Annotated in this window: 24 protein-coding genes; 10 read left to right on the forward strand and 14 right to left on the reverse strand. The window is 66.7% G+C overall.

Annotation, left to right across the window (positions count from 1 at the left end; translation table 11 throughout):
• Positions 1 to 86: 86 nt before the first annotated feature.
• Positions 87 to 347: a hypothetical protein gene (locus U1701_RS14890; RefSeq protein ID WP_332783360.1), complete on the reverse strand. Its 261-nt coding sequence runs from the start codon at positions 345 to 347 to the stop codon at positions 87 to 89.
• Between the two features lie 90 nt (positions 348 to 437).
• Positions 438 to 1148, reverse strand: coding sequence for a lipoyl(octanoyl) transferase LipB (gene lipB, locus U1701_RS14895; RefSeq protein ID WP_332783476.1), 711 nt, complete (start codon positions 1146 to 1148; stop codon positions 438 to 440).
• A 58-nt stretch (positions 1149 to 1206) separates the two neighbouring features.
• Between lipB and U1701_RS14900 the strand changes: the two genes are divergently transcribed.
• Complete coding sequence (locus U1701_RS14900) at positions 1207 to 2028, forward strand: hypothetical protein (RefSeq protein WP_332783361.1); 822 nt, start codon at positions 1207 to 1209, stop codon at positions 2026 to 2028.
• Positions 2025 to 2771, forward strand: a complete 747-nt coding sequence (locus U1701_RS14905; RefSeq protein ID WP_332783362.1) for a hypothetical protein — start codon at positions 2025 to 2027, stop codon at positions 2769 to 2771. The genes U1701_RS14900 and U1701_RS14905 overlap by 4 nt, the downstream gene beginning before the upstream one ends.
• Here U1701_RS14905 and U1701_RS14910 read toward each other — a convergent pair.
• The 3 genes from U1701_RS14910 to U1701_RS14920 all read right to left on the reverse strand — a co-directional run bounded on the left by U1701_RS14910 (position 2750) and on the right by U1701_RS14920 (position 4781).
• Positions 2750 to 3343: a GNAT family N-acetyltransferase gene (locus U1701_RS14910; protein ID WP_332783363.1), complete on the reverse strand. Its 594-nt coding sequence runs from the start codon at positions 3341 to 3343 to the stop codon at positions 2750 to 2752. The genes U1701_RS14905 and U1701_RS14910 overlap by 22 nt on opposite strands.
• Positions 3344 to 3347: 4 nt before the next feature.
• The gene (gene hemF, locus U1701_RS14915; RefSeq protein ID WP_332783364.1) at positions 3348 to 4190 is read right to left on the reverse strand and encodes an oxygen-dependent coproporphyrinogen oxidase; all 843 of its coding nucleotides are present in this window, start codon (positions 4188 to 4190) and stop codon (positions 3348 to 3350) included.
• Positions 4191 to 4340: 150 nt separating this feature from the next.
• A complete protein-coding gene (locus U1701_RS14920; RefSeq protein ID WP_332783365.1) occupies positions 4341 to 4781 on the reverse strand; it encodes a tRNA (cytidine(34)-2'-O)-methyltransferase in 441 nt (146 codons plus the stop codon).
• A 187-nt stretch (positions 4782 to 4968) separates the two neighbouring features.
• Here U1701_RS14920 and petA point away from each other — a divergent pair, with 187 nt between their 5' ends.
• The 4 genes from petA to U1701_RS14940 all read left to right on the forward strand — a co-directional run bounded on the left by petA (position 4969) and on the right by U1701_RS14940 (position 8498).
• On the forward strand, positions 4969 to 5535 hold the full coding sequence (petA, locus tag U1701_RS14925) for a ubiquinol-cytochrome c reductase iron-sulfur subunit (protein ID WP_332783477.1): 567 nt from the start codon (positions 4969 to 4971) through the stop codon (positions 5533 to 5535).
• Positions 5536 to 5545: 10 nt separating this feature from the next.
• A complete protein-coding gene (locus U1701_RS14930) occupies positions 5546 to 6832 on the forward strand; it encodes a cytochrome b (RefSeq protein WP_332783366.1) in 1287 nt (428 codons plus the stop codon).
• Positions 6833 to 6853: 21 nt separating this feature from the next.
• Positions 6854 to 7696 (forward strand): cytochrome c1, encoded by an 843-nt coding sequence (locus U1701_RS14935; RefSeq protein WP_332783367.1) that lies wholly within the window; start codon positions 6854 to 6856, stop codon positions 7694 to 7696.
• A gap of 154 nt (positions 7697 to 7850) precedes the next feature.
• The gene (locus tag U1701_RS14940; protein WP_332783368.1) at positions 7851 to 8498 is read left to right on the forward strand and encodes a hypothetical protein; all 648 of its coding nucleotides are present in this window, start codon (positions 7851 to 7853) and stop codon (positions 8496 to 8498) included.
• A 49-nt stretch (positions 8499 to 8547) separates the two neighbouring features.
• Here U1701_RS14940 and U1701_RS14945 read toward each other — a convergent pair whose 3' ends face one another.
• From U1701_RS14945 to U1701_RS14960, 4 genes are all read right to left on the reverse strand, one after another.
• Entirely contained in the window at positions 8548 to 8991 is a 444-nt protein-coding gene (locus tag U1701_RS14945) for a MaoC family dehydratase (RefSeq protein WP_332783369.1), read from the reverse strand.
• Between the two features lie 10 nt (positions 8992 to 9001).
• Complete coding sequence (locus U1701_RS14950) at positions 9002 to 10303, reverse strand: alkaline phosphatase family protein (RefSeq protein ID WP_332783370.1); 1302 nt, start codon at positions 10301 to 10303, stop codon at positions 9002 to 9004.
• A gap of 190 nt (positions 10304 to 10493) precedes the next feature.
• A complete protein-coding gene (locus U1701_RS14955; protein ID WP_332783371.1) occupies positions 10494 to 11927 on the reverse strand; it encodes a hypothetical protein in 1434 nt (477 codons plus the stop codon).
• Positions 11928 to 11977: 50 nt separating this feature from the next.
• On the reverse strand, positions 11978 to 12271 hold the full coding sequence (locus U1701_RS14960) for a hypothetical protein (RefSeq protein ID WP_332783372.1): 294 nt from the start codon (positions 12269 to 12271) through the stop codon (positions 11978 to 11980).
• A 63-nt stretch (positions 12272 to 12334) separates the two neighbouring features.
• On the opposite strand from U1701_RS14960, the gene U1701_RS14965 reads away from it, so the two are divergent.
• Positions 12335 to 12757, forward strand: coding sequence for an excalibur calcium-binding domain-containing protein (locus U1701_RS14965; protein ID WP_332783373.1), 423 nt, complete (start codon positions 12335 to 12337; stop codon positions 12755 to 12757).
• 87 nt (positions 12758 to 12844) lie between these two features.
• Here the strand turns inward: U1701_RS14965 and ychF are convergent, their stop codons facing one another.
• From ychF to U1701_RS14990, 5 genes are all read right to left on the reverse strand, one after another.
• Complete coding sequence (gene ychF, locus U1701_RS14970; protein ID WP_332783374.1) at positions 12845 to 13942, reverse strand: redox-regulated ATPase YchF; 1098 nt, start codon at positions 13940 to 13942, stop codon at positions 12845 to 12847.
• Positions 13943 to 14007: 65 nt separating this feature from the next.
• The gene (locus U1701_RS14975) at positions 14008 to 14613 is read right to left on the reverse strand and encodes a TIGR02466 family protein (protein WP_332783375.1); all 606 of its coding nucleotides are present in this window, start codon (positions 14611 to 14613) and stop codon (positions 14008 to 14010) included.
• Positions 14610 to 15179, reverse strand: a complete 570-nt coding sequence (gene pth / locus U1701_RS14980; protein WP_332783376.1) for an aminoacyl-tRNA hydrolase — start codon at positions 15177 to 15179, stop codon at positions 14610 to 14612. Before pth ends, U1701_RS14975 begins: the two co-directional genes overlap by 4 nt.
• A 200-nt stretch (positions 15180 to 15379) precedes the next feature.
• Positions 15380 to 16078: a 50S ribosomal protein L25/general stress protein Ctc gene (locus U1701_RS14985; RefSeq protein ID WP_332783377.1), complete on the reverse strand. Its 699-nt coding sequence runs from the start codon at positions 16076 to 16078 to the stop codon at positions 15380 to 15382.
• A gap of 215 nt (positions 16079 to 16293) precedes the next feature.
• Positions 16294 to 17157, reverse strand: coding sequence for a TraB/GumN family protein (locus U1701_RS14990; protein ID WP_443026074.1), 864 nt, complete (start codon positions 17155 to 17157; stop codon positions 16294 to 16296).
• A 164-nt stretch (positions 17158 to 17321) separates the two neighbouring features.
• Between U1701_RS14990 and U1701_RS14995 the strand changes: the two genes are divergently transcribed.
• From U1701_RS14995 to ppdK, 3 genes are all read left to right on the forward strand, one after another.
• Entirely contained in the window at positions 17322 to 18161 is an 840-nt protein-coding gene (locus U1701_RS14995; protein ID WP_332783478.1) for a glycine--tRNA ligase subunit alpha, read from the forward strand.
• 304 nt (positions 18162 to 18465) lie between these two features.
• Positions 18466 to 20868, forward strand: a complete 2403-nt coding sequence (gene glyS / locus U1701_RS15000) for a glycine--tRNA ligase subunit beta (RefSeq protein WP_332783379.1) — start codon at positions 18466 to 18468, stop codon at positions 20866 to 20868.
• A gap of 82 nt (positions 20869 to 20950) precedes the next feature.
• On the forward strand, positions 20951 to 23626 hold the full coding sequence (gene ppdK / locus U1701_RS15005) for a pyruvate, phosphate dikinase (protein ID WP_332783380.1): 2676 nt from the start codon (positions 20951 to 20953) through the stop codon (positions 23624 to 23626).
• Positions 23627 to 23661: the final 35 nt, after the last annotated feature.

Raw genomic sequence — 23661 nt, forward strand, 5'->3', positions numbered from 1 at the left:
GGCGGCCGTTTGACAACCCTCGCAAACGAAAAAGGCCGCCCGGTAGCCCGGGCGGCCCTTCCGCATCGTAATTCCCGGGTGGGAAATTACATGGCGTTGGTGGTGGTGGTGTCGTTCGACATCATCGTGTCGTTCGCCATCATCGTGTCGTTGGCCATCATGCCACCGTTCATGCTGCCGTCGACGGCGGTCATGTTGTCGGTCATGGTGTCCATGCCCTCGGTGGCGTTCATGTCGGTGACCATCGTGTTGTCGGTGGTCGTCTCGGTCTTCGGACCGCAAGCCGAAACAGCAAGTGCTGCGGCGGCGATCATCGAACCGGTCAGAACCTTGGAAAGTGCGCGCATGTGGAAGCTCCCTAGATAGAGGATCTGGTAGGGTCTGATTGACCTTAATACCCAAATCACAGTGGACATTAATCCGATAACGCCTTGGTCTCAAGCGCCGTTTTCGGACGCCAAAGAAAGTGTTTCAGCGAATGCTCCTGCCGTCAACGCCAGCGCGGCGTCAAAGGTTGCAAGGTCCGCCGAAATCTCCAGCGCTTTGAGGCTGGTAACAGGGTCGGATAAACCGCACGGCACGATCCCGCCGAAGTGCGACAGGTCCGGATCGACGTTCACCGCGAAGCCGTGAAGCGTCACCCAGCGCCGTACGCGCACCCCGATCGCGCCGATTTTCGCCTCCCGGCCGCGATCCAACGTCCAGATGCCGACGCGGCCGTCGATCGCGAATGCCTCGACGCCGATCTCTCCCAGGGCGGCGATAACCCAGCTTTCGAGTGCGTGGACGTAGCGGCGGACGTCGCGGCCGCGTTTGGTCAGGTCGAACACGACATAGCCGATCCGCTGGCCCGGCCCGTGATAGGTGTATTTGCCCCCGCGTCCGGTCTCGACCACCGGGAAGCGCGCGTCGATCAGGTCGACCGGGTCCGCGCTGGTGCCCGCGGTGTAGACCGGCGGGTGCTCGAGCAGCCAGACCAGCTCGCGTGCGCTGCCGTCGGTGACGGCGGCGGCGCGCGCCTCCATCTCGGCGAGCGCGGCATCATAGGGGGTGAGGCCGGCGCTCATGCGCCATTCGACGTTGTCGATCGGGGAGTGGGGAGAAGTCACGCATCCCAATTGCGCACTTGGCCCGGCGGTTGCAACCATGTGGCCAAGCGGCGGGGGTTGGGCTACGCCGCCGCCGTCCGGAACGGGAGCGTCGCGCATGGTGAAGATGGGGAACGTCTGGGATCGCACCGTCGAGGTGATGAACGGTCGTACCGGCATGATCGGGGGGATCGCGGCGCTTGGGCTGTTCCTGCCAGGCGTCGTGCGCGACGCCTATGTCGCGGCCGCGACGCCCGGCACCGCGGCGTTCGCGCTGATCGGGTCGGCGCTCAGCCTCGTCGCGCTGCTCGCGATGGTCTGGGCGCAGCTGGCGATCATCGCGATCGCGACGCACCCGGCGACGACGCAAAGCGATGCGGCACGCCAGGCGCGCGCACGGCTGGCGCCGGCATTCGGTATCACGTTGATCCTGGGGGTGATCGCGTGCGCGTTGATTCTGCCGCCGATCGTCGCGTTGGTCCTGTCGGGGTTCGACTTCGCCGCGGCGGCGCGCGGTGTTCCGGTCACGCCCGGAGCGTTCTCGCGCGGCACGGCGGTGTTCATAGCGGTGTATCTGCTGGCCCTCGGTCTTGTTGCGATCTGGTTGGCGGCGCGGCTGGTGTTGCTGAACGCGGTGATCCTCAACGAGCGGCTTGGGGTTGGCGCGATCCGCCGATCGTTCGCGCTGACCCGCGGGCTGACCTGGCGGATTTTCGGGATGATCATCCTGTTCGGGATCGTGCTGCTGGTCGCCGTCGGGGCCGCGCAGGCGGTCGTCGGCGTGATCTTCCGCCTGGTGCTGGGCGCGGACGGCGTCGGGCTCGCCGCGTTCCTCGCCGGTGTTGCCGGCACGGTCGTCAGCACCGGCTTCACCGCGCTCGCCACCGTTTTCACCGCGCAACTCTACGTCGCTACCGCCGGGGCACCGACATCCGAATGAAACTCGACTTTTCGACCGTGCTGACCGACGCCTGGGCGCTGTTCCGGCGCGACCGCGACCTGTTGCTGCGGATCGCCGCGCCGTTCCTGTTCTTGCCGGCCTTCGCGCTCGCGCTGGTCGTGCCCGATCCGCCGATGCCCGATCCGGCGGCGGGCAACAGCGAGGCGCAGGCTTTGGTCTGGGCGGATCAGGTCACCTCTTGGGCCAGCACCAATGGTGGTTGGTACGGGCTCGCCTATGCGATCAGTTTCTTCGGGACGTCGTTGCTCTACGCCTTGTATCTCGATCGGAGGGAGGGCGAACTGGACGTCGGGACTGCGATGACGCGGTCTGGCGCGCTGTTTCCGCGCTACCTGCTGGCGATGGTGCTGGTGTCGCTGCCCGCGGGCGCGGGGCTGCTGCTCTACGCGATTCCAGGCCTCTATATCCTGGGCCGGACGATGCTGACCGGTCCCGCGTTGTTCGCAGAAGCACCGGTCGGCGCGCTGGCAGCGATTCGGCGGAGTCTCACGCTGACGCGCGGGTCGGGGCTGCCGCTGATGGGGCTGGCGGCGTTCAGCTATATCGGCGGCTGGCTGATCGGCGAGCCGTTCATGATGGTCGACCGCTGGATGCGAACCAATGCGCAGGAAAATCCGGTCGTGCTCGCGATCGTCGATGCCGGCGCGGCCGCGGCGGCGATGGCGGCGGGGCTGGCGATGGCCCTGATCGCGATCAGCGCCTATCGGCGGCTCGCCAGATAGGGAATTTGCGGCGCGGCGTCGGGCGGTAGCAGCCCGGTCGCGCGTGGGTCGGGGAAGGTCTCGATCGTTCTCCCTATCGCTGCGAACCCCTGAGCACGGTAGAAGCCGAGCGCACCCGGATGGTCGAGCGTGCAGGTGTGCAGCCAGACGCGGTCCACCCCCTTCGCCCAGGCGCGCGCCAGCGTCTCGGCCATCAGCCAGCGGCCATGGCCTTGCCCGGCGAGCTCGGGGACGAGCCCGAAATAGGAAATCTCGCACACGCCCGCGGTGCGGAAGTCGAGTTCGACCATGCCGATCTCGATCCCCACCGCGTCGACAACCGCGTGCACCGCAATCGCGGCATCCTGGACGATCGCCGCCAGTGCCGCATCGGTCATCGTCAGTCGCGAGAACCACAGCCACGGCGCGCCGACCCGCGCGAACAGCGCGCGGTAGCGGTCGAGCGCCGGGCTCTCCCACCGCACCAGCCGGAACCGCGACGGTGGCATCGGGCGGAGCGGGGGGCGGCTACGCATTTCCAGCGTGGTGACGATCGTTGCCAGCTGGTCGTCCGCGACCGGGATCAGCGCCATCCGCTCACGCCCAGGTGGCGACGGGGGGCAGGCTCATCAGGATCGCATCGACGTTGCCCCCGGTCCGCAACCCGAACGACGTGCCGCGGTCATAGACCAGGTTGAACTCGGCGTAGCGGCCGCGCCATTCGCGCATCTGGGCGATGTCGGCGTCGTCGAACGGGGTGTCCATCCGCCGCCGCACGATCGCGGGATAGGCAGCGAGGAATGCTTCGCCGACGTCGCGGGTCAGCGCGAAATCGGCCTCGAAATCGCCGTCGAGATGATCGTAGAAGATCCCGCCCACGCCGCGGTGCACCTGGCGGTGCGGGATATAGAAATAGGTGTCGGCCCAGTCCTTGAAGCGGGGGTAATAGCTCGGGTCGTGCGCGTCGCACGCCGCCTTCATGACCGCGTGGAAGCTTTCGGTATCCTCGGCGATCGGCAGCGGCGGGTTGAGATCGGCGCCGCCGCCGAACCAGCGTCGCGTGGTGACCAGGAACCGCGTGTTCATGTGCACCGCGGGGACATGCGGGTTGGCCATGTGCGCGACCAGGCTGATCCCCGTCGCGAAGAAGCGCGGATCCTCGCCCGCGCCGTGGATCGACTTGGCGAACTCGCCCTCGAAGGTCCCGCCGACGGTCGAGACGTTGACGCCGACCTTTTCGAACACCTTGCCCTTCATCACCCCGCGCACGCCGCCGCCGCCGGGTTCGCCCGAAGGATCGATCCGGTCCCAGGGGGTATAGGTGAAGCTGGCGTCCGATCCCGCCTCGCGCTCGATCGCCTCGAACTCGGCGCAGATGCGGTCGCGGAGGGATTCGAACCAGGTTCGGGCGGCGGTTTGCTGGGCGTCGAGCGGTGTCATGGCGAGTGTACTATCAAATCCTCACCGGCACGGGGAGGGGGACCGTGCGAAGCATGGTGGAGGGGGCTCTCCACCAACGCGGCGCTCGTGGAGAGCCCCCTCCACCACGCCGCTACGCGTCGCGGTCCCCCTCCCCGTGCCGGGGAGGATTTACCACCGCGTCTGCCGCATCGCCTCGCCCAGCACCATCGCCGCCGACACGCCGATATTGAGCGATCGGAACCCCGGTCGCATCGGGATCACCACGCGAACGTCTGCGCGCGCATGCACGGGCTCGGGCACGCCGCGCCCCTCGGACCCGAGCAGCAGCACGTCGTCGTCGCGGAACTGCGCGTCCCACAATGGCACCGCGCCCTTGGTCGTCAGCAGCACGATGCGCCCGCCCGCGCTCGCCTCGAACGCGGCCCAGTCGACGTGCCGCGTGACCTCGGCCGCGTCGGCATAGTCCATGCCGGATCGCGCCATCGCCTGGCGACTCCACGGGAATCCCATCGGTTCGATCAGGTCGACGGGCACGCCGAAACAGGTCGCGGTCCGCAGGATCGCGCCGACGTTGGCGGCGATATCGGGTTCGTACAGGGCGATACGCATGGCGTTCCCCTAACCCGCGACGGTGCCGAAACAAAATGCTGTTGGCAAAGCGTGGATGCGCCGTCTATCAGAGGATAGCCTCCGTGGGGACGGTTGGGCATGGCGGGCGCCAGGACATTGGACTGCACGCTGCCATGTCACGATAAGAATACGTGCAAGGGCGAGATTGATGGCGACTGTCGACGACATGGTTCCTCCCGGCGAACTGCCAGAACCGTTCCGCGAAGAGACCCATGATCCGCGCCGACGCGATTTCATCAACATCGCCGCGGTGTCGTTCGCAGGGGTCGGCGCGGTCGCGATCGTGCTGCCGCTGATCAACCAGATGAACCCGAGCGCCGACGTGCTCGCGCAGTCGACCACCGAGATCGATCTCTCGAAGATCCTGCCCGGTCAGGCGATCAAGACCAGCTTCCGCAAGCAGCCGTTGTTCGTGCGCAACCTGACGCCGAAGGAAATCCAGGAAGCGGACGGTGTCGACGTCAGCACGCTGCGCGATCCGCAGACGCTGGAGCAGCGCACCAAGGCGGGCAAGAAGAACTGGCTGATCACGCTGGGCGTCTGCACCCATCTCGGCTGCGTGCCGCTGGGCGCGGGCGAGGGCGAGAACAAGGGGCCGTTCGGCGGCTATTTCTGCCCGTGCCATGGCTCGGCCTACGACACCGCGGCGCGCATCCGCAAAGGTCCGGCGCCGAAAAACCTGGCGGTCCCCGACTATGCCTTCAACTCCGACACCGTCGTCACGGTAGGCTGAGGAACAGACCATGAGCTTTCCCTGGGCCAAGCAATATCAACCCAAAGCGCCGCTGATGCGGTGGCTGGACGAGAAGCTGCCGCTTCCGCGCCTCGTCTACAGCGCGGTCGGCGCCGGCTATCCGGTGCCGCGCAACCTCAACTATTTCTGGAATTTCGGCGTGCTCGCCGGCGCGGCGCTGGCGATCCAGATCATCACCGGCGTGACGCTGGCGATGCATTATGCCGCCAACGGCGCGGTCGCGTTCGATTCGGTCGAGCACATCATGCGCGACGTCAACGCCGGCTGGTTCCTGCGCTATGCGCACGCCAACGGCGCGTCGATGTTCTTCATCGTCGTCTACATCCACATCTTCCGCGGGCTCTATTACGGATCGTACAAGGCGCCGCGCGAGATGGTGTGGCTGCTCGGCGTGACGATCTTCCTGCTGATGATGGCGACCGCGTTCATGGGCTATGTGCTCCCCTGGGGGCAGATGAGCTTCTGGGGTGCGCAGGTCATCACCGGCTTCTTCTCGGCGATCCCGGTGGTCGGCGAGACCATCCGCATCTGGCTGCTGGGCGGGTTCGCGCCCGACGATGCCGCGCTCAACCGGTTCTTCTCGCTCCACTATCTGCTGCCGTTCGTGATCGCGGGCGTGATCGTCCTGCACATCTGGGCGCTGCACATCCCGGGCTCGAACAACCCGACCGGGGTCGAGGTGAAGGGCGAACAGGATACCGTGCCGTTCCATCCTTATTATACCGCGAAGGACGGCTTCGGGCTCGGCATCTTCCTGCTGGTGTTCGCGGCGCTGCTGTTCTTCTTCCCCAATTATCTGGGGCATGCTGACAATTACATCCCGGCGAACCCGCTCTCGACGCCCGCGCACATCGTCCCCGAATGGTATTTCTGGCCGTTCTACGCGATCCTGCGCGCGTTCACCGCGGACTTCATCCTGCCCGCCAAGCTGTGGGGCGTGCTGGCGATGTTCGGGTCGATCCTGCTGCTGTTCTTTCTGCCGTGGCTGGACAGCTCGCCGGTGCGCTCGAACAATTTCCGGCCCAAGGCGCGGATTGCGTTCTGGGTGCTGGTCGCGGACATCTTCGTGCTTGGCTATTGCGGCGGTGCACCTGCGACGGCGACGTACGTCATCCTCAGCCAGGTCTGTGCGGCCTATTATTTCGCACACTTCCTGATCATCCTGCCGATCATCTCGCGGCTGGAGCGGCCACGCCCGCTGCCCAATTCGATCACCGAGGCGGTGCTGGGCAAGCATGGCGGCACGAGCCCCGCCAAAACCGCGCTCGCGCACTGATACGAACTCGAGGACACACACATGGTTCGTCTCATCGCATCCCTGGTCGGCGCCGCGTTCGTGCTGGTGCTGGGCATCGCGCTCTTCGGCAGCGTCTACGGGGCCATCACCGACCCCGCAGCGCCGACCGCAGAGAGCGAGTATCATCTGCATCCCAAGGAACTGGCGCTCGCGTCGAACGGGGTGTTCGGCAAGTTCGACCGGCGCCAGCTGCAGCGCGGCTTCCAGGTCTACAAGGAAGTCTGCTCGGCCTGCCACTCGCTGCGTCTGGTCGCGTTCCGCGACCTGCAGAAGATCGGCTATAGCGAGGCCGAGGTTAAGGCGATCGCCGGCCAATGGTCCGCCGAGCAGCCCTCGATCAATCCCGAGACCGGCGAGCCCGCGACTCGCAAGAACATCCCGAGCGATCATTTCCCGTCGCCGTTCGCGAATGAGGTCGCCGCGCGCGCCGCGAACAACAACGCGCTGCCGCCCGACCTGTCGCTGATCACCAAGGCCCGCGAGGACGGCACCGCCTATGTCCATTCGCTGATCACCGGCTACCAGGCGCAGTCGCCGGAGATGCTGAAGAAATTCCCCGACGCGAAGACACCCGAGGGGCTGTACTACAACCCGTATTTCGCGAACCTCAACATCGCGATGCCGCCGCCGCTCGGCCAGGATGGTCAGGTGACCTATGCCGACGGGACCAAGGCGACCGTCGATCAGATGTCGACCGACGTCGCGGCGTTCCTGACGTGGACCGCCGAGCCGAACCTCGAAGCGCGGCATGCTGCCGGGTTCGCGTCGATCCTGTTCATCCTGATCTTCTGCGGTCTTGCCTGGGGCGCGTATCAGAATGTCTGGCGCGATGTTAAGCACTGAGACAGCTTGCAAAGACTAAACGAAACGCCGGGCCAAGTGCCCGGCGTTTTGCGTTTGGGCCAAGACTCGGCCGATCCGGAACCGGGACCGCAGGTGGTCGTTTCTACACGCACGGCGGCGCGTATTGTCCGCTCTCCAGTATGGAAACTGTCAGATGAAGCTGAATCGCATGGGCGTAGTGGCGCTCCTCGGGCTCGGGATCGGCGTGGCCGGCTGCACCGACGGCTATGGATATGGCGGCGCTGGCGTCGGCTATGCGAGCGACCCCTATTATGGCGGCGGCAGCTATTATGGCGCGGGCTACGGCAACGGCCTCGGCTTCGGCGGGCTCGGTTACGGTGGCTTCGGATCCTATTACGGATGGTACGGCGACTATTATTATCCGGGCTCGGGCGCGTTCGTGTACGACCGCTATCGCCGCCCGCATCGCTGGAACGGCAACCAGCAGCGCTATTGGCAGGGGCGTCAGCAGTATCGCGGCAACGATCGCCCGAACGGCGGCAATTGGGGCGGGTTCGATCGCGGCGGCCGTGATGGCATTCGCGGCAACGGCATCCCGCGCGCACCCGGCGGCTATCAGGGCCATCGCGGTGGGCCACGCGGCCAGTATCAGGGCCAGCGCCCGGATGGTACGCAGGCTACCCCCGGGACAACGCAGCAGCGGTCCTATCAGGGCGGCCAGCCGACCGTGCGCGGGACGTATAACGGCACGCGCCCAAGCGGTGCGACGCAGGGCTATCGCGGTGGCGGCCCACGCTCCGGCGGCGGTGGCTATCGCGGCGGACGCCGCGGCACGCAGTAACGCGGTCGGTGACCGTCACCCCGGGTCGCTCCCGGGGTGACGGTCAACCTCAGGGCCGCGTCGCGATCATCACGCTCGACACGAACGTCATCACCAGCACGTCGTCTTGGTTGAACACCGCCATCCGGCTCTTGAAGATCCCCATTTCGGGCCGCGACGCCGATGCGCGCTTTTCGAGGATCTCGGTCTCGCAGCGCAGCGTGTCGCCCGGATAGACCGGCTTCACCCAGCGCAGATCGTCGATCCCCGGCGAGCCGAGCCCGGCTTGCGGTTCGACCTGCAGATAGTCGACCAGCATCCGCATCGTCATCGCCCCGGTGTGCCAGCCGCTTGCGGCCAGCCGTCCGAAATGCGTCCGCGCCGCCGCCGCGTCGGAGAGGTGGAACGGTTGCGGATCATAGGCCTCGGCGAACGCGATCACCTCGTCCCGCGTCACCGCATACGCGCCGAACGACGCGGTCGCGCCAACCTCTATGTCCTCGAAATACTTCACGCCGTGCTCCTTATCTGCGGAGCGCAGTCTTGAACGGCGCGTCGTCGCCGTCCAGCCCTGTCGCGGGCGGCAGCCCGATCAGGTCGCGCAGCAACGGCGTCACGTCGACATTGTCGAACGGCTTGAGCCGCTTGCCGGGCGCGAAGGCCGGACCGCTGGCGATGAACAGCGCGCGCATCTCTGGCGCCATATTGTCATAGCCGTGCGTGCCGCCGGTCTTCGGCTCCTTGGGTGCGGTCGGCACCACCAGCCAGCCGACATCGGCAAGGCAGAGATAGGCGGGGACGCGCGCATTGTGGCCGTAATGGAAGCGCGCGGGGACATCGGCCTTGGGCCAGCATTGCAGATGGTCGTGGCGCCGCAGCAGCGCGGCTTTCACCACCGCTTCGCGCCCCGGCATGGGGGTCAGCGTCGCATAGGCGCCGGCCTCGACCAGATGATAGTCCTTCGCGTCGATCATCGTATCGAGCGCGATCGTCCGCGCGCTGCTGGTCGCCGCCATGCCGTGATCGGCGACGATGACGAGGTTCGCGCTCTGCCCGATCGCCGCCAGGCCGTCGACGAGCATGCCGATCTTCGCATCGACGTCCGCCACCGCCGCGGTGGTCCGCGCGTCGTCGGGGCCGTTGGCGTGGCCGGCGCTGTCGACCGTGTCGAAATACAGCGTCACCAGCCGCGGCCGGATCGCGGCTGGACGCCGCATCCAGTCGAGCACCGCGTTGACGCGCTGCGTACCCGTGACCTGCTGGTTGAACTGTTCCCAATCCGACGGCCGCGTGCCGCCCTCGATCCGCCCGTGCGAATTGGGCACCGGCGTGCCACCGATCGCCACGTTGGCGCCCGGCCAGAACATCGTCGCGGTGCGGATCCCGGCACGCTCGGCATCCACCCAGATCGGAATGCTCTCGCTCCACCAGAACGGATCGTCGTTCGCCATCGTGAACTTCTCGCCCGGCCGCCGCGCATCCTCCATCGTGTTGCCGACGATCCCGCTGCGATCGGGGCGCAGGCCGGTGACGATCGTCCAGTGATTGGGGAAGGTGACGCTGGGGAAGGACGGCCGCATCGCCGCCTGCACGCCGCCCGCCGCCAGCCGCGACAGGTTCGGCGTGACGCCGCGATCGAGATAGTCGGAGCGGAACCCGTCGATTGACACGAGGATGGTGACGGGTGCGCGCGTTTCCTGCGCGGGCGCCGATACTGCATTGGACGCGGGGGCGGGGGCGGTGATGGGTGCCAGCGCGGGGGGCGTGTAGGGGTAGGCGCAGCCGGCCAGCAGCAGCGCCAGCAGCCCGGTCATCGTCGTCTTCATGGCAGTCGTCTCACATCGGTTTCGGCCGCCCTACGCCGCTGCGATGACAAGGAAAAGGCACTCCATTTTCCCCGTCATCCCGCCGCCTCGTCATCCCAGCGCAGGCTGGGATCTCCCGAGGCAGGCGCGCGCGCACCGCGAGAGACCCCAGCCTGCGCTGGGGTGACGGAGGTATTGGGCATTCGCCCCGCTACAGCCCCAGCGCGAACTTCGTGAACAGCGTCCAGCTCACGGGCGCCTTCCCATACGCCGCATCGAGCGCGTCGGGTTTCGCATAGGCAGCGACCGTACCGCCGAGCGCGATACCGAACGGCCCCGAGATCGGTATCCGGTACGCATAGCCCGCCTCCGCCTTGGTCACGCGAAAGGTCCGGTCGTGCAGCGGATCGTCATGGTCGGGGAAGAGCTCGTCATTGGCGACATTCTCGACCCGGCCGAAAATGGCGTGATGCCGGTCGATCTCCCATGTCGCCTCGGCCAGGAACGCGCTGAGCTTGGGGCCGGGTACGCGGTCCTTGAGCGCGTAGGCGAACGTCGTGGTCAGCCCGCCGCGGGCATATTGCACGCTGGCGGTGGTGCGGTTCTCGTCCTCGCCCGGATGGCTCTGCTCGGGGCTCTCCAGCCGGCCGTGACTCAGCTGTACCGCCCAGTTCGCGGTCGGCGTCCACGTCCCCCGCACGCTCCACGAATCGAGCCTTGGGCTCTCGATCCCCCAGCGGAACTCGTCGGGCTCGCGCCCCTTGAACGCCGATCCTTCCAGCTGGAACGCGCCGGTCTGGTACCCCGCAGTGACCACGCCATAAGTGATGTGCGTCGAATCGAACCAGTGATGCGTGATCGGCGACAGCGGCTGGTAGCGCGCCGAGCCGCGGTGCATGAACGCGCTCGGGCCCAGTGCGGGTTCGCCGACCGGCGCGGCGTACAGGAACACGCTGCCGTCACCGATTCGGTAGTCGACGCGCGCCGACAGCTCCATGAACAAGTCGTGCGGATGCTGGCGATCGACCAGCGGTTGGCCGTTCGCGACTTCGCCGGTGGCGAACAGATTGGGATAGCCGCGCGCACCCATCGCTGGCTCCAGGCTGCCCATCCCACGCAGCTGAAGATGCACGCGGTCGCGGAGATCGCGGTCCGCCATCAGCATCGCCATCGACGCAACAAACGCCTTGTCCGACCCGCGCGGCCCCCCCTGGTCGGTATAGGCGCCCCAGGCATAGCCATGCGCCATCAGCATCCAGTCGCCGGCATGAAACATCCGTCCGCGCATCATCCCCTCGGCGGCTGGCAGCCGGGCGGTACCGCTGCCCATCTGGTAGGACGTGCCGCCCATGCCCATCGTCATGGGGGGCATCGTCATGGGCATGGGCTGGCCGGGTGTGTCTGGCATGTCCGCCATGTCGTGATGGGCCATCGGCGGCGTGACGGGATCGGGCATGATCCGGTCGGATTTGGCCTGGTCCTTGACCGCATGGCCCATCTTGGAATGGTCCATCTGGGAATGGTCCATCTGGGAATGGTCCATCGGCATGGTCATGGTGGGGGCAGGGGACGGCGTGGTCTGCGCCGCCGCGGGATACGGCAGCGCGCTCGCGGCAAGGCCGGCGAGCAGGATCGGTCGATACATCGAGAAACTCCGGTGAAAGGCATGAACGGCAGGGCGGGTGCCCCGGTCGGTCACGCCAATCGCGGAGGCCTGCGCTCGGGTGCGATGGCGCCGCGTATATCGAGCATGGCAGCCGCCTCGATCAGCATCGCCGGCGCGCGGACGGGCGCATCGAGGCTCCGCGCCGCGATCCAGTTCGACGGCGGCACGCACCCGATACAGCCGTGCGGCGGGGTCGCCTTCTGCTCCGGTGCGTGATCCATCGGCATGCTGTGCGTCGCCGGCGCGTCATGGCACGCAGCCGGCGCCGACGCCGGAAACGCGAACGCGGCTAGAAGCAGGGCCAGGATCAGGCGGGCGAGCATGGTCCTAGAATAGGAGGTGCGACCTCCCCGAACAATCCTCCCACTGCAAGGGAGGATTCGCGCATGCGTAACCGTTCATCAATCAACGCCGCCGATACTCACCCGATGAGCCGTGCCTTCACCCTTCTCACCGCCATCGGTTCGGCCGCGACCTTTGCCGGCGTCTGGGTAGCAACCGCGCCCGCCCCGCCGCCGGTCGCGCTGGCGACGTCGGAGCCCGTCCTCCCGAACGCCGCGGTCCCAGCCCCGCGAAAGCCCATCGCGGCGGTGGTCCAGCAGCCGGAGTCGCACGTCGTCCGGGATTCGATCGGTTCCACGTCCGCGCCACAGGTTCGGCGCGTGGTATCGGCAGGCGCCGGATATTATTCCAACTGCAACGAAGCACGCGCCGCGGGGGTCGCGCCGATCTATCGCGGCCAGTCCGGCTACCGCGAAGGGATGGACGGCGACGGTGACGGCATCGCCTGCGAACCGATCCGTAACTGAACCGTTCTCTCGCGAAGGCGGGAGGCCAGGGTCACGAACGCCAGCGCCTGCGATTCCTGGACTCCCACCTTCGTGGGAGAACCGCGATCAGCTGTGCAGGAAGTGCATCACGTCGCCGTCCTGGACGACATAAGTCTTGCCCTCGGCGCGCAGCTTGCCCGCCTCGCGCGCCTTCGATTCGCCGCCCAGCGTGACGTAATCGTCGAACGCGATCGTCTCGGCGCGGATGAAGCCCTTTTCGAAATCGCCGTGGATTTCGCCCGCCGCCTGAGGCGCGGCGGCGCCCGCGTGGACTGTCCACGCGCGCGCCTCTTTCGGCCCGACGGTAAAGAAGGTCAGCAGGTGCAGCAGGCTGTAGCCCGCGGTGATGACGCGCGTCAGGCCCGTCTCGGTCAGCCCCAGCTCGCCGAGGAACTCGCCGCGCTCGTCGGGTGCCATCGTCGCGATCTCGGCCTCGATCGCGGCGGAGACGACCACCGCCTCGGCGCCCTCGGCCTTGGCCTTCTCGAACACTTTCGCCGACAGCGCATTGCCGTTCGCGGCATCCTCCTCGTTGACGTTGCAGACGTACAGCACCGGCTTGGCGGTGATCAGCTGCGCCTGCGCGAACACCCGCGCCTCGTCCTCGTCCTTCGGCACCGTCAGACGCGCGGGCTTGCCCTCGCGCAGCAGTTCGAGCGCCTGGCCGAGCACCGCGGCACCGATCTTGGCTTCCTTGTCGCCCTGCATGCCCTTCTTGGTGAGGTTGGGGACGCGCTTTTCCAGGCTTTCGAGGTCGCTCAGCATCAGCTCGGTCTCGACCGTCTCGGCGTCGGCGATCGGATCGACCTTGTTGTCGACATGCTGGATGTCGTCATTCTCGAAACAGCGGAGGACATGGACGATCGCGTCCACTTCGCGGATGTTGCCGAGGAACTGGTTGCCGAGCCCTTCGCCCTTCGACGCGCCGCGCACCAGCCCTGCAATGTCGACGAAGCCGAGCTGCGTCTCGATGATCTTCTGCGAGCCGGCGATCTTCGCCAGCTGGTCGAGCCGCTTGTCGGGCACGCCGACATTGCCGACGTTCGGCTCGATCGTGCAAAACGGATAGTTCGCCGCCTGCGCCGCCGCGGTCTGCGTCAGCGCGTTGAAGAGGGTGGACTTGCCGACGTTCGGAAGCCCAACGATGCCGCAGCGGAAACCCATGATATGCCCTTGGTACGGTGAAGCGCGCGCTTTAGGCGAGCGGAGAGGGGAAGGCTAGCGGGAGCCTACCAGCGATAGTTGAAGCTGATGCTGATCCGTTCGCCCTTGGCGGCGTTCGGCACGACTTCGTGGCGCAGCCAGCTTTCCCACAGGAACACGCTGCCGGGGTGCGGCACCGCGTAGACGAAGGTGGTCAGGTCCTCGGGCGCGTCGGCGGTGCGGGGCGGGGCGGCCATCAGCATCGGCAGGCGCGGGTCCTCCAGCTTCAGCGCGCCGGCGCCTTCGGGGATGCTGACGTACATCGTGCCCGAGACGACGCTGTGCGGATGGATATGCCCCGAATGCGCACCGCCCGGTTTCAGGACGTTGACCCACAGGCTGTCGAGTTTCAGCTTCCTGCCCGCAAGGTCGAAGGCGCAGTCCTTCGCGAACGTCGCGACGTGCTTGTTCAGCAATTTGACCAGATCGCCGAACCGCGGATCGCGCAGCGGCAGGTCGTTGAGCGAGGCGTAGGAGGTGTAGCCGCGATAGCCGTGCGCCTTCGACCAAGCGATGCCGGCGCGGTCGGCCTTGGCCAGCTCCAGCGCGGCGTCCTCCAGTTCCTCGACCAGATCGGCATCGCCCAGATCGGCCTCGTAGAAGCGCGTCGCGAACAAGGACCGCGTGCTCATGCCGCGAGCCTCAGCGCGACATCGTTCATGAAGCGCACGTCGTCGCCCTCCGCCAGCCATTTCGCCTCCGCCGCGACCGCGCCGAGCATGTCGCTCAAGGGATCGATCTCCGCCTTGGCATAGTTACCGAGCACATAGCCGGTCACCCGATCCTTGTGGCCCGGATGGCCGATGCCGAGCCGTACGCGGCGGAAATCGGGGCCGAGATGCGCGTCGGTCGAGCGCAGCCCGTTATGCCCCGCGGTGCCGCCGCCGGTCTTCACCTTCACGCGGAACGGCGCGATGTCGAGCTCGTCGTGGAACACCGTCAGCGCCTCGACGCCGAGCTTGTAGAAGCGCAACGCCTCGCCGATCGCGCGGCCGCTCTCGTTCATGAAGGTCGCGGGCTTCAGCAACAGGATCTTGTGCGTGCCGATCCGGCCCTCCTGGGTCCAGCCCTGGAACTGCTTCTTCGGGCTCGCGAAGCCATAGACCTCGGCGATCGAATCGACCGCCATGAAGCCGACATTGTGCCGCTGCATGGCATATTGTGCGCCCGGATTGCCCAGGCCGGCCCAGATCTGCATGTTGACTCCAGTACCAAACGACTCCGTCACCCCGGACGTGTTCCGGGGTCCATCGTGCCGCGTACTCACTGGCCGATGGCTATGCGGAACGATGGATGCCGGAACAAGTCCGGCATGACGATGGGGGCAGAACGAAAACGGGCGGGACAGCGTGTCGCCATCCCGCCCGCCAGATCATCCGAAGACGAAAAGGGAAACCCTTAGTCGTGCTTCTGAGTGGTGATCTTGTCGTCGTCGTTGTGGTCGTCGTTGGGCTCGACCGGGGTCTCTTCCTCGGCAGCGGCTTCTGCAGCCTGCGCCTCGGCGACTTCGGCCTCGAGAGCCTCGTCCTCGACGGTCGGCACGGTCGGCGGCACGATCGTGGCGATCGCGAAGTCGCGGTCGTCGATCGCCGGCGTCGCGCCCTTGGGCAGCTCCACGTCGCTGATGTGGATCGAGTCGCCGATTTCCTTGCCGGCGAGCGAAATCACGATCTCGCTCGGGATGTCCGACGCGTCGACGATCAGCTCGATCTCGTGGCGGGTGATGTTCAGCACGCCGTTGCCGCGCTTGATGCCGGGCGCCTCTTCCTCGTCGGTGAACACGATCGGCACCGCGACGGTGACGGTCGAATGCTCGCTGATCCGCAGGAAGTCGACATGGATCGGGCGATCCGTGACCGGGTGGAAGCTGACGTCCTTCGGCAGCGTGCGCACGCCGTTGACCATCACGACCGAATTCATGAAGTGGCCGGTCATCAGCGCCTTCATCAGCGCCTTTTCTTCGAGGTGAACCGAATCCGGCTCCTTGTTCAGGCCGTAGATCACGGCAGGCACGCGGCCATCACGACGCAGCGCCCGGGAGGCTCCCTTGCCAACCCGGTCACGCGTCTCGGCTGCGAGCGTCAATTGGTCGCTCATCGATAGTCTCCGAAACTCGTTTGTTGTCTTTCCCGCCCACGCCTCCAGGGATGACCATGGACCGGAAGCGGGCGCGCATAGCGGATCGGGGCGGGATTTGCAACGCATCCCGCCCATACCCGTCACCCCAGCGAAGGCTGGGGTCTCCCGGTAATGGACCGCGCGCGTGCCGCACGAGACCCCAGCCTGCGCTGGGGTGACGAGATGGGCAGGTGTTAATACTTAACCCGCGTCGCGTTCACCCCCAGTTTCGCCAGCTGCGCCTGCACGCTGTCGTTCCCCGCCAGATGTCCCGCACCCACCGCGACGAACACCGTCCCCGGCGTCTTCATCCGCTCGGCGACCCAGTTCGCCCAATGCTTGTTGCGATCGACCAGCAGCACTTTCGCCACCTCGGGCGAGTCCTTCAAACTGTCGTTCATCTCCCTGGCCAGTGCCTCTGGGTCGCCCTTCGCCCATTCGTCGACCATCGTCGCCATCGTCGTCTCGAGCTTGGGCAGTTCGTCGATCGTGCTGCTCAGGAACTCGATCTGCGCCTTTTGCGACAGCCCGCTGAAATAGCCGAGCTGCTGCTCCGCGGTCTCCAGGCCCGTGACCGGCTTGCCCGCCGCCTTCGCCGCCGCGGTGATCACCTGCTCGGGTCCGTTCGCGGCGTCGTAGCCGAGCTTCGACAGCGGTGCGATCGACAGGTTGGTCGCCGCCAGCCACGGCTTGAACCGGTCGAACGCGTTGGCGGGCAGGCCCAGGTCGGTCACCGCCTTCCCAAAGGCCGCGCGCTTGTCGGCGGGGACCTGCTCGGTCAGCGTCGGGCCGCTCGGCGACACGCCGGTCGCCATCACCAGGCTCTGCATCTTGGCGGTGTCCGGCATCACCAGTTCGAGCACCACCTGTTGCGAGCGATCGAACGCGGTCTTCACCGCTTCGTCGAACCAGGTCATGCCGGGTTTCAGCACGTGGATCGTCCCGAACAGGTAGACCGTGGTGTCCTTGTCCTTGACCACCCACAGCGCGGGATCGGCGTCGTTGGCGGCACGCGCCTGCTTCGGGGCCTGCGCGCAGGCGGGCAGCGCGAGAGTCATCGCGAACGCGGAGAGCGCGGCGCGGAAGGTTTTGAACGTCAAGTCCGGCATCCTTACCAGTCGGTGTCGGCCCCCATGTAGGATGCCGCCGCGCAACGCACCACTTGCCTGAAATCGCCTCATCCGCCAAAGCCGCCCACGTGACCGGCCTCTCTTTCCAGCGAATGATCCTGACGCTCCATGACTATTGGAGCGATCGCGGATGCCTGATCCTCCAGCCCTACGACATGGAAATGGGCGCGGGGACGTTCCACACCGCGACGACGCTGCGCGCGCTCGGGCCCAAGCCCTGGAACGCCGCCTTCGTCCAGCCGTGCCGCCGCCCCACGGATGGCCGCTACGGCGAGAATCCCAACCGCCTGCAGCATTATTACCAGTATCAGGTGATCCTGAAGCCATCGCCCGCCGACCTGCAGGAGCTGTATCTGGGGTCGCTCGCCGCGATCGGCATCGACATGCTGAAGCACGACATCCGCTTCGTCGAGGACGACTGGGAGTCGCCGACGCTCGGCGCCTGGGGCCTCGGCTGGGAAGTCTGGTGCGACGGCATGGAGGTGACTCAGTTCACCTATTTCCAGCAGATGGGCGGCTTCGACATGAAGCCCGTCGCGGGCGAGCTCACCTACGGGTTGGAGCGGCTGGCGATGTACATCCAGGACAAGGATTCGGTGTACGACCTCGCGTTCAACGACGCCGGCGTGACGTATGGCGAGGTCTTTCTGGAGAACGAGCAGGAGATGTCGAAGTGGAACTTCGAGATCGCCGACACCGACAGCCTGTTCGACCAGTTCCGCAAGCATGTCGCCGAGTGCGAGAACTCGCTGGCGGCAAAGCTCCCGATCCCGGCGTACGAGCAGGCGATCAAGGCAAGCCACATCTTCAACCTGTTGCAGGCGCGCGGGGTGATCTCGGTCGCCGAACGCCAGGCCTATATGGGCCGCGTCCGCGACCTCGCCAAAGGCGCCTGCGCCGCCTGGATGGACAAGCACGGATGGGCGGCGTGACCTACGGTCGCTCTCGTTCCCCGGCGAAGGCCGGGGCCCAGCCCCAAACCAACAACGCGCGCGGTAGCGCGCTTGAGAAGAAGGTTTTTTTCACGCGGAGGCGCGGAGACGCGGAGAAGAAGAGAGGAGGCGGCTTGTCGCCCGCATCGCGATTCTCCTTCGCAACTCCACCTCGGCATGATGATAGACGCCTGCGGGGTCGGCCAGCCGCGCGCAGCGCAATCCCTCTCTCTTCTCCTCTTCTGCTCCGCGTCTCCGCGCTTCCGCGTGAACCCCATTCTTCCTTCTTCCCCCGCGGAAAAAAATGACCGATTTCCTCCTAGAACTCCGCTCCGAAGAAATCCCCGCCCGCATGCAGGCGAAGGCGCGCGACGATCTCGCGCGTCTCTTCACCGCCGAGCTCGCCAAGGCCGGCATCGCCACCAATGAGATCGTCACCTACGCCACCCCGCGCCGCCTGACGCTGATCGCGCGCGACCTGCCGGTCGAGACCGACGCGGTGTCCGAGGAGATCAAGGGCCCCAAGGCCTCCGCCCCCCCGCAGGCGCTCGAAGGCTTCCTCCGCAAAACCGGCCTCGCCCGCGAGCAGCTGGTCGAACGCGACGGCGTGCTCTTCGCCGTCACCGAAAAGCCCGGTCGCGCCACCGCGGCGGTGCTGGCCGACGCGATCCCCGCGATCATCCGCGGCTTCCCCTGGCCAAAGTCGATGCGCTGGGGCGATGCGTCGGCCACCACCGAGAGCCTGCGCTGGGTCCGCCCGCTGCAGGGCATCGTCGCGCTGTTCGGCGAGATGATCGTGCCGTGCGAAATCGCGGGCATCGAAAGCGGCGCCGGGACGCTCGGCCACCGCTTCCACCATGCCGGCCCGATCACGATCGGCGGCGCGCACGACTATGTCGAGAAGCTGCGCATGGCCCATGTCCTGGTCGACCAGGACGAACGCGCCGACCTGATCCGCGACCGCGCACGCGAAGCCGCGGCGCAGGCCGGGCTCGAACTGGTCGATGACGAGGGGTTGGTCGCCGAGAATGCCGGCCTCACCGAATGGCCGGTGCCGCTGCTCGGGCAGTTCGACCCGGCGTTCCTCGACGTCCCGCCCGAAGTGATCCAGCTGACCGCGCGCGTGAACCAGAAATATTTCGTCTGCCGCTCGGCCGACGGCAAACTTGCGAACGCCTTCGTCTGCACCGCGAACATCGACGCGGCGGACGGCGGCGCGAAGATCGTCGAGGGCAATCGGAAAGTCCTCGCGGCGCGGCTGTCGGATGCGAAATTCTTCTACGACACCGATCTGAAGGTGCCGCTCGAGGAGCAGGCGGAGAAGCTGTCGAAGATCGTGTTCCACGAGAAGCTCGGTACGGTGGCCGACAAGGTCGACCGGGTGGCGAAGCTCGCGCGGTGGCTGGTGGAGGAGAGGATTGTCTGCGAAAAGCCCCTCCCCTTCAGGGGAGGGGTTGGGGGTGGGGGCTCTCCACAAACCCCCACGCCGGTATCTGAGGACAGCCCCCACCCCAACCCCTCCCCTGAAGGGGAGGGGCTAGCAGACCTCGCCGACCGCGCCGCCCGCCTCGCCAAGGCGGACCTCGTCACCGGCATGGTCGGCGAGTTCCCCGAGCTGCAGGGCCTGATGGGCGGCTATTACGCCGCCGCGCAGGGCGAAGACCCCCAGGTCGCCGCCGCGATCCGCGACCATTACAAGCCGGTCGGGCAGGGCGACGACGTCCCCACCGATCCGGTGACGGTGGCGGTGAGCTTGGCGGACAAGCTGGATACGATTGCTGGCTTTTTTGTCGAAGAGATGCCGCCGAGCGGATCGCGTGACCCTTTCGCGTTGAGACGCGCTGCCTTGGGTATCGTGCGGACAATATTGATTAATGATTTACGTGTTCCGCTCTTGCTGGCTACGTTCTTCGCTGCGTCGAATGTGACATTTCGTCAGCAGGTTAGCCCGATCGCGCGGATTATGCCCACAATAGACGAACTGTCGAGACTCAAGTCCAGCCTGGGCTGGATGCAAGTTTTCGACCCTCTCATCGAGGCGGCAACGAAGCAAGCTAACGCCGACGCTGCGATGTTTACGATCCGGGCCAAGGCAACAGCTATTGATTTGCTCGACTTCTTCGCCGACCGCCTCAAAGTCCAGCAACGCGAAGCCGGCGTCCGCCACGACCTGATCGACGCGGTGTTCGCGCTCGGGGGAGAGGATGATCTCGTCCGCCTCCTCGCGCGCGTCCATGCGCTGCAGGCGTTCGTCGCGACCGAGGACGGCGCGAACCTGCTCGCCGGGTACAAGCGCGCGGCGAATATCCTGAAGAAGGAGGGCGGGGCTCCCCTCCCTGCAAGGGAGGGGCCGGGGGTGGGTGCTGAGACTCGCGACGCCCGCGCCAAGATCGAACCCACCCCCGACCCCTCCCTTCCAGGGAGGGGAGCAGAAAAAACGCTGTCCTACACGCCCGAACCAGCAGAAGCTGCGCTCATCGCCGCGCTCGATTCGGCGGAACCCCGCGCGGCAACCGCCATCGTCGCGGAGGATTTCGCCGGGGCGATGGCGGCGCTCGCGTCGCTGCGCGCGCCGATCGATGCGTTCTTTGACAGCGTGATCGTGAACGACCCCGACCCCGCCAAACGCACGGCGCGGCTCGCACTGCTTGAACGGGTCCGTGCTGCAGTGCACAACGTGGCAGATTTCTCGAAGGTTGAGGGCTGACGCGAACACCGCGCCATCGTCTCAACATTCTCAACATTCGTTTCCGATTGTCCACAAGGACAACGACTTAAGAGGATAGGCGATGACGCAGTACGTATATCGATTTGGCGGCGGCGTTTCGGACGGCGGCAAGGGTGATCGCAACCTGCTGGGCGGCAAGGGCGCCAACCTCGCGGAAATGGCGTCGATCGGCCTGCCGGTGCCCCCGGGCTTCACCATCTCGACCGAATTCTGCGCGGTCTATTATGACGAGGGCGGCAGCTTCCCGCAGGGCCTGCGCGACGAGGTCGCCGCCGGGCTAAGGCATATCGAGGGCGTGACGGGGAAGACCTTCGGCAACCCCGCCGACCCGCTGCTCGTCTCGGTCCGCTCGGGCGCCCGCGCGTCGATGCCGGGAATGATGGACACCGTCCTCAACCTCGGCCTCAACGACGAAACCGTCGAGGGACTCGCCAGGACCTCGGGCGACGCGCGCTTCGCCTGGGACAGCTATCGCCGCTTCATCCAGATGTACGCCGACGTCGTGCTCGAACTCGATCACGGCGCGTTCGAGGAAGCGCTGGAGATCGCCAAGGAAGACCAGGGCTTCACGCTCGACACCGAACTCAGCGCCGACGACCTCCGCGCGCTGGTGACCGAGTACAAGGCGCTGGTCGAGAAGCAGTGGAACAAGCCGTTCCCGCAGGACGTCCACGACCAGCTCTGGGGCGCGGTCGGCGCCGTCTTCGGCTCGTGGCAGTCGGAGCGTGCGAAGGTCTATCGTCGCCTGAACGACATCCCCGCCGCCTGGGGCACCGCGGTCAACATCCAGGCGATGGTGTTCGGCAACATGGGCGACACCTCGGCAACCGGCGTCGCCTTCACGCGCGACCCGTCGAAGGGCGACCGCGCCTATTACGGCGAATTCCTGATCAACGCTCAAGGGGAAGACGTCGTCGCCGGCATCCGCACCCCGCAATATCTCACCAAGACCGCGCGCGAAGAGGCCAACGCCAAGCCCGCGTCGATGGAAGAGGCGATGCCCGAGGTCTACGCCCAGCTCGCCGGGGTGTTCGACACGCTCGAGACCCATTACCGCGACATGCAGGACATCGAGTTCACGGTCGAGAAGACCAAGCTCTGGATGCTCCAGACGCGCGCCGGCAAGCGCACCGCCAAGGCCGCGCTGAAGATCGCCGTCGACATGGCGAACGAAGGCCTGATCACCCGCGAGGAAGCGATCATGCGCGTCGAACCCGCCGCGCTCGACCAACTCCTCCACCCGACGCTCGACCCGACCGCGCACCGCGACGTGCTGACCAAGGGCCTGCCCGCCTCGCCGGGCGCCGCGTCCGGCACCGTCGTATTCGACGCCGACACCGCGGAGAAGAAGGCCGCCGACAACATCGCGGTCATCCTGGTCCGCACCGAAACCAGCCCTGAGGACATTCACGGCATGCACGCGGCGCGCGGCATCCTGACCGCACGCGGCGGGATGACCAGCCACGCCGCCGTGGTCGCACGCGGCATGGGGCGCCCCTGCGTCTCGGGCGCCGGCACGCTGTCGATCGATGCGAAGGCAAAGATCATGCGCTGCGGCGGCCGCGAGGTGAAGGAGGGCGACCTGCTCACCATCGACGGCACCACCGGTGAGGTCATGATCGGCGCGGTCGCGACCGTGCAGCCCGAATTGTCGGGCGATTTCGGCACGCTGATGGAATGGGCCGACGGCGTCCGCCGCCTCAAGGTCCGCGCCAACGCCGAGACCCCCGAGGATTGCCGCGTCGCGCGCGAGTTCGGCGCCGAGGGCGTTGGGCTGTGCCGCACCGAACACATGTTCTTCGAGAGCAGCCGCATCACCAACGTGCGGCAGATGATCCTGGCGACCGACGAGAAGGGGCGCCGTGAGGCGCTCGCCAAGTTGCTCCCGGAACAGCGCAAGGATTTCACCGAGATCCTCGAGGTCATGGCCGGCCTGCCCGTGACGATCCGCCTGCTCGATCCGCCGCTGCACGAATTCCTGCCGACCGAGGAAGCCGATTTCGCCGATGTCGCCACCGCGGCCGGTGTGTCGATCGACGTGCTCAAGCGCCGCGCGGCCGAGCTGCACGAGTTCAACCCGATGCTCGGCCATCGCGGCTGCCGCCTCGGCGTGACCTATCCGGAGATCTACGAGATTCAGGCACGCGCGATCTTCGAGGCGGCGTGCGACGTCGCCGACAAGACCGGCCCAGATGGTATTGGGGCCCCGATCCCCGAGGTGATGATCCCGCTGGTCGGCACCGCGCGCGAGCTCGACCTGATGAAGGCGGTCGTCGATAAGGCGGCCAAGGCGGTGTTCGCCGAAAAGGGCCGGACGCTCGACTATCTCGTCGGCACGATGATCGAACTGCCGCGCGCGGCACTGCGGGCCGGCGACATCGCCGAGGGCGCGGAGTTCTTCAGCTTCGGCACCAACGACCTGACCCAGACCACGCTCGGCGTCAGCCGCGACGACGCGGCGCGGTTCCTGGGCGTCTATGTCGAAAAGGGCATCTACGCGAAGGACCCGTTCGTCAGCATCGACGTCGAGGGCGTCGGCGAACTGATCCAGATCGCCACCGACCGCGGCCGCGCGACGCGGCCCGACATCAAGCTCGGCATCTGCGGCGAACATGGCGGCGACCCGGCGAGCATCGCGTTCTGCGAGCGTGTCGGGTTGGACTACGTGTCGGCCAGCCCGTACCGCGTGCCGATTGCGCGTCTGGCAGCGGCGCAAGCGGCGCTTGAGAAAAAGTAGGGACGACGAAACTGGGGCAGCCAAGTAGGCGCGGC

Origin of the sequence: Sphingomonas rhamnosi, from assembly GCF_036663615.1 — a bacterium.
Taxonomy (GTDB): domain Bacteria; phylum Pseudomonadota; class Alphaproteobacteria; order Sphingomonadales; family Sphingomonadaceae; genus Sphingomonas.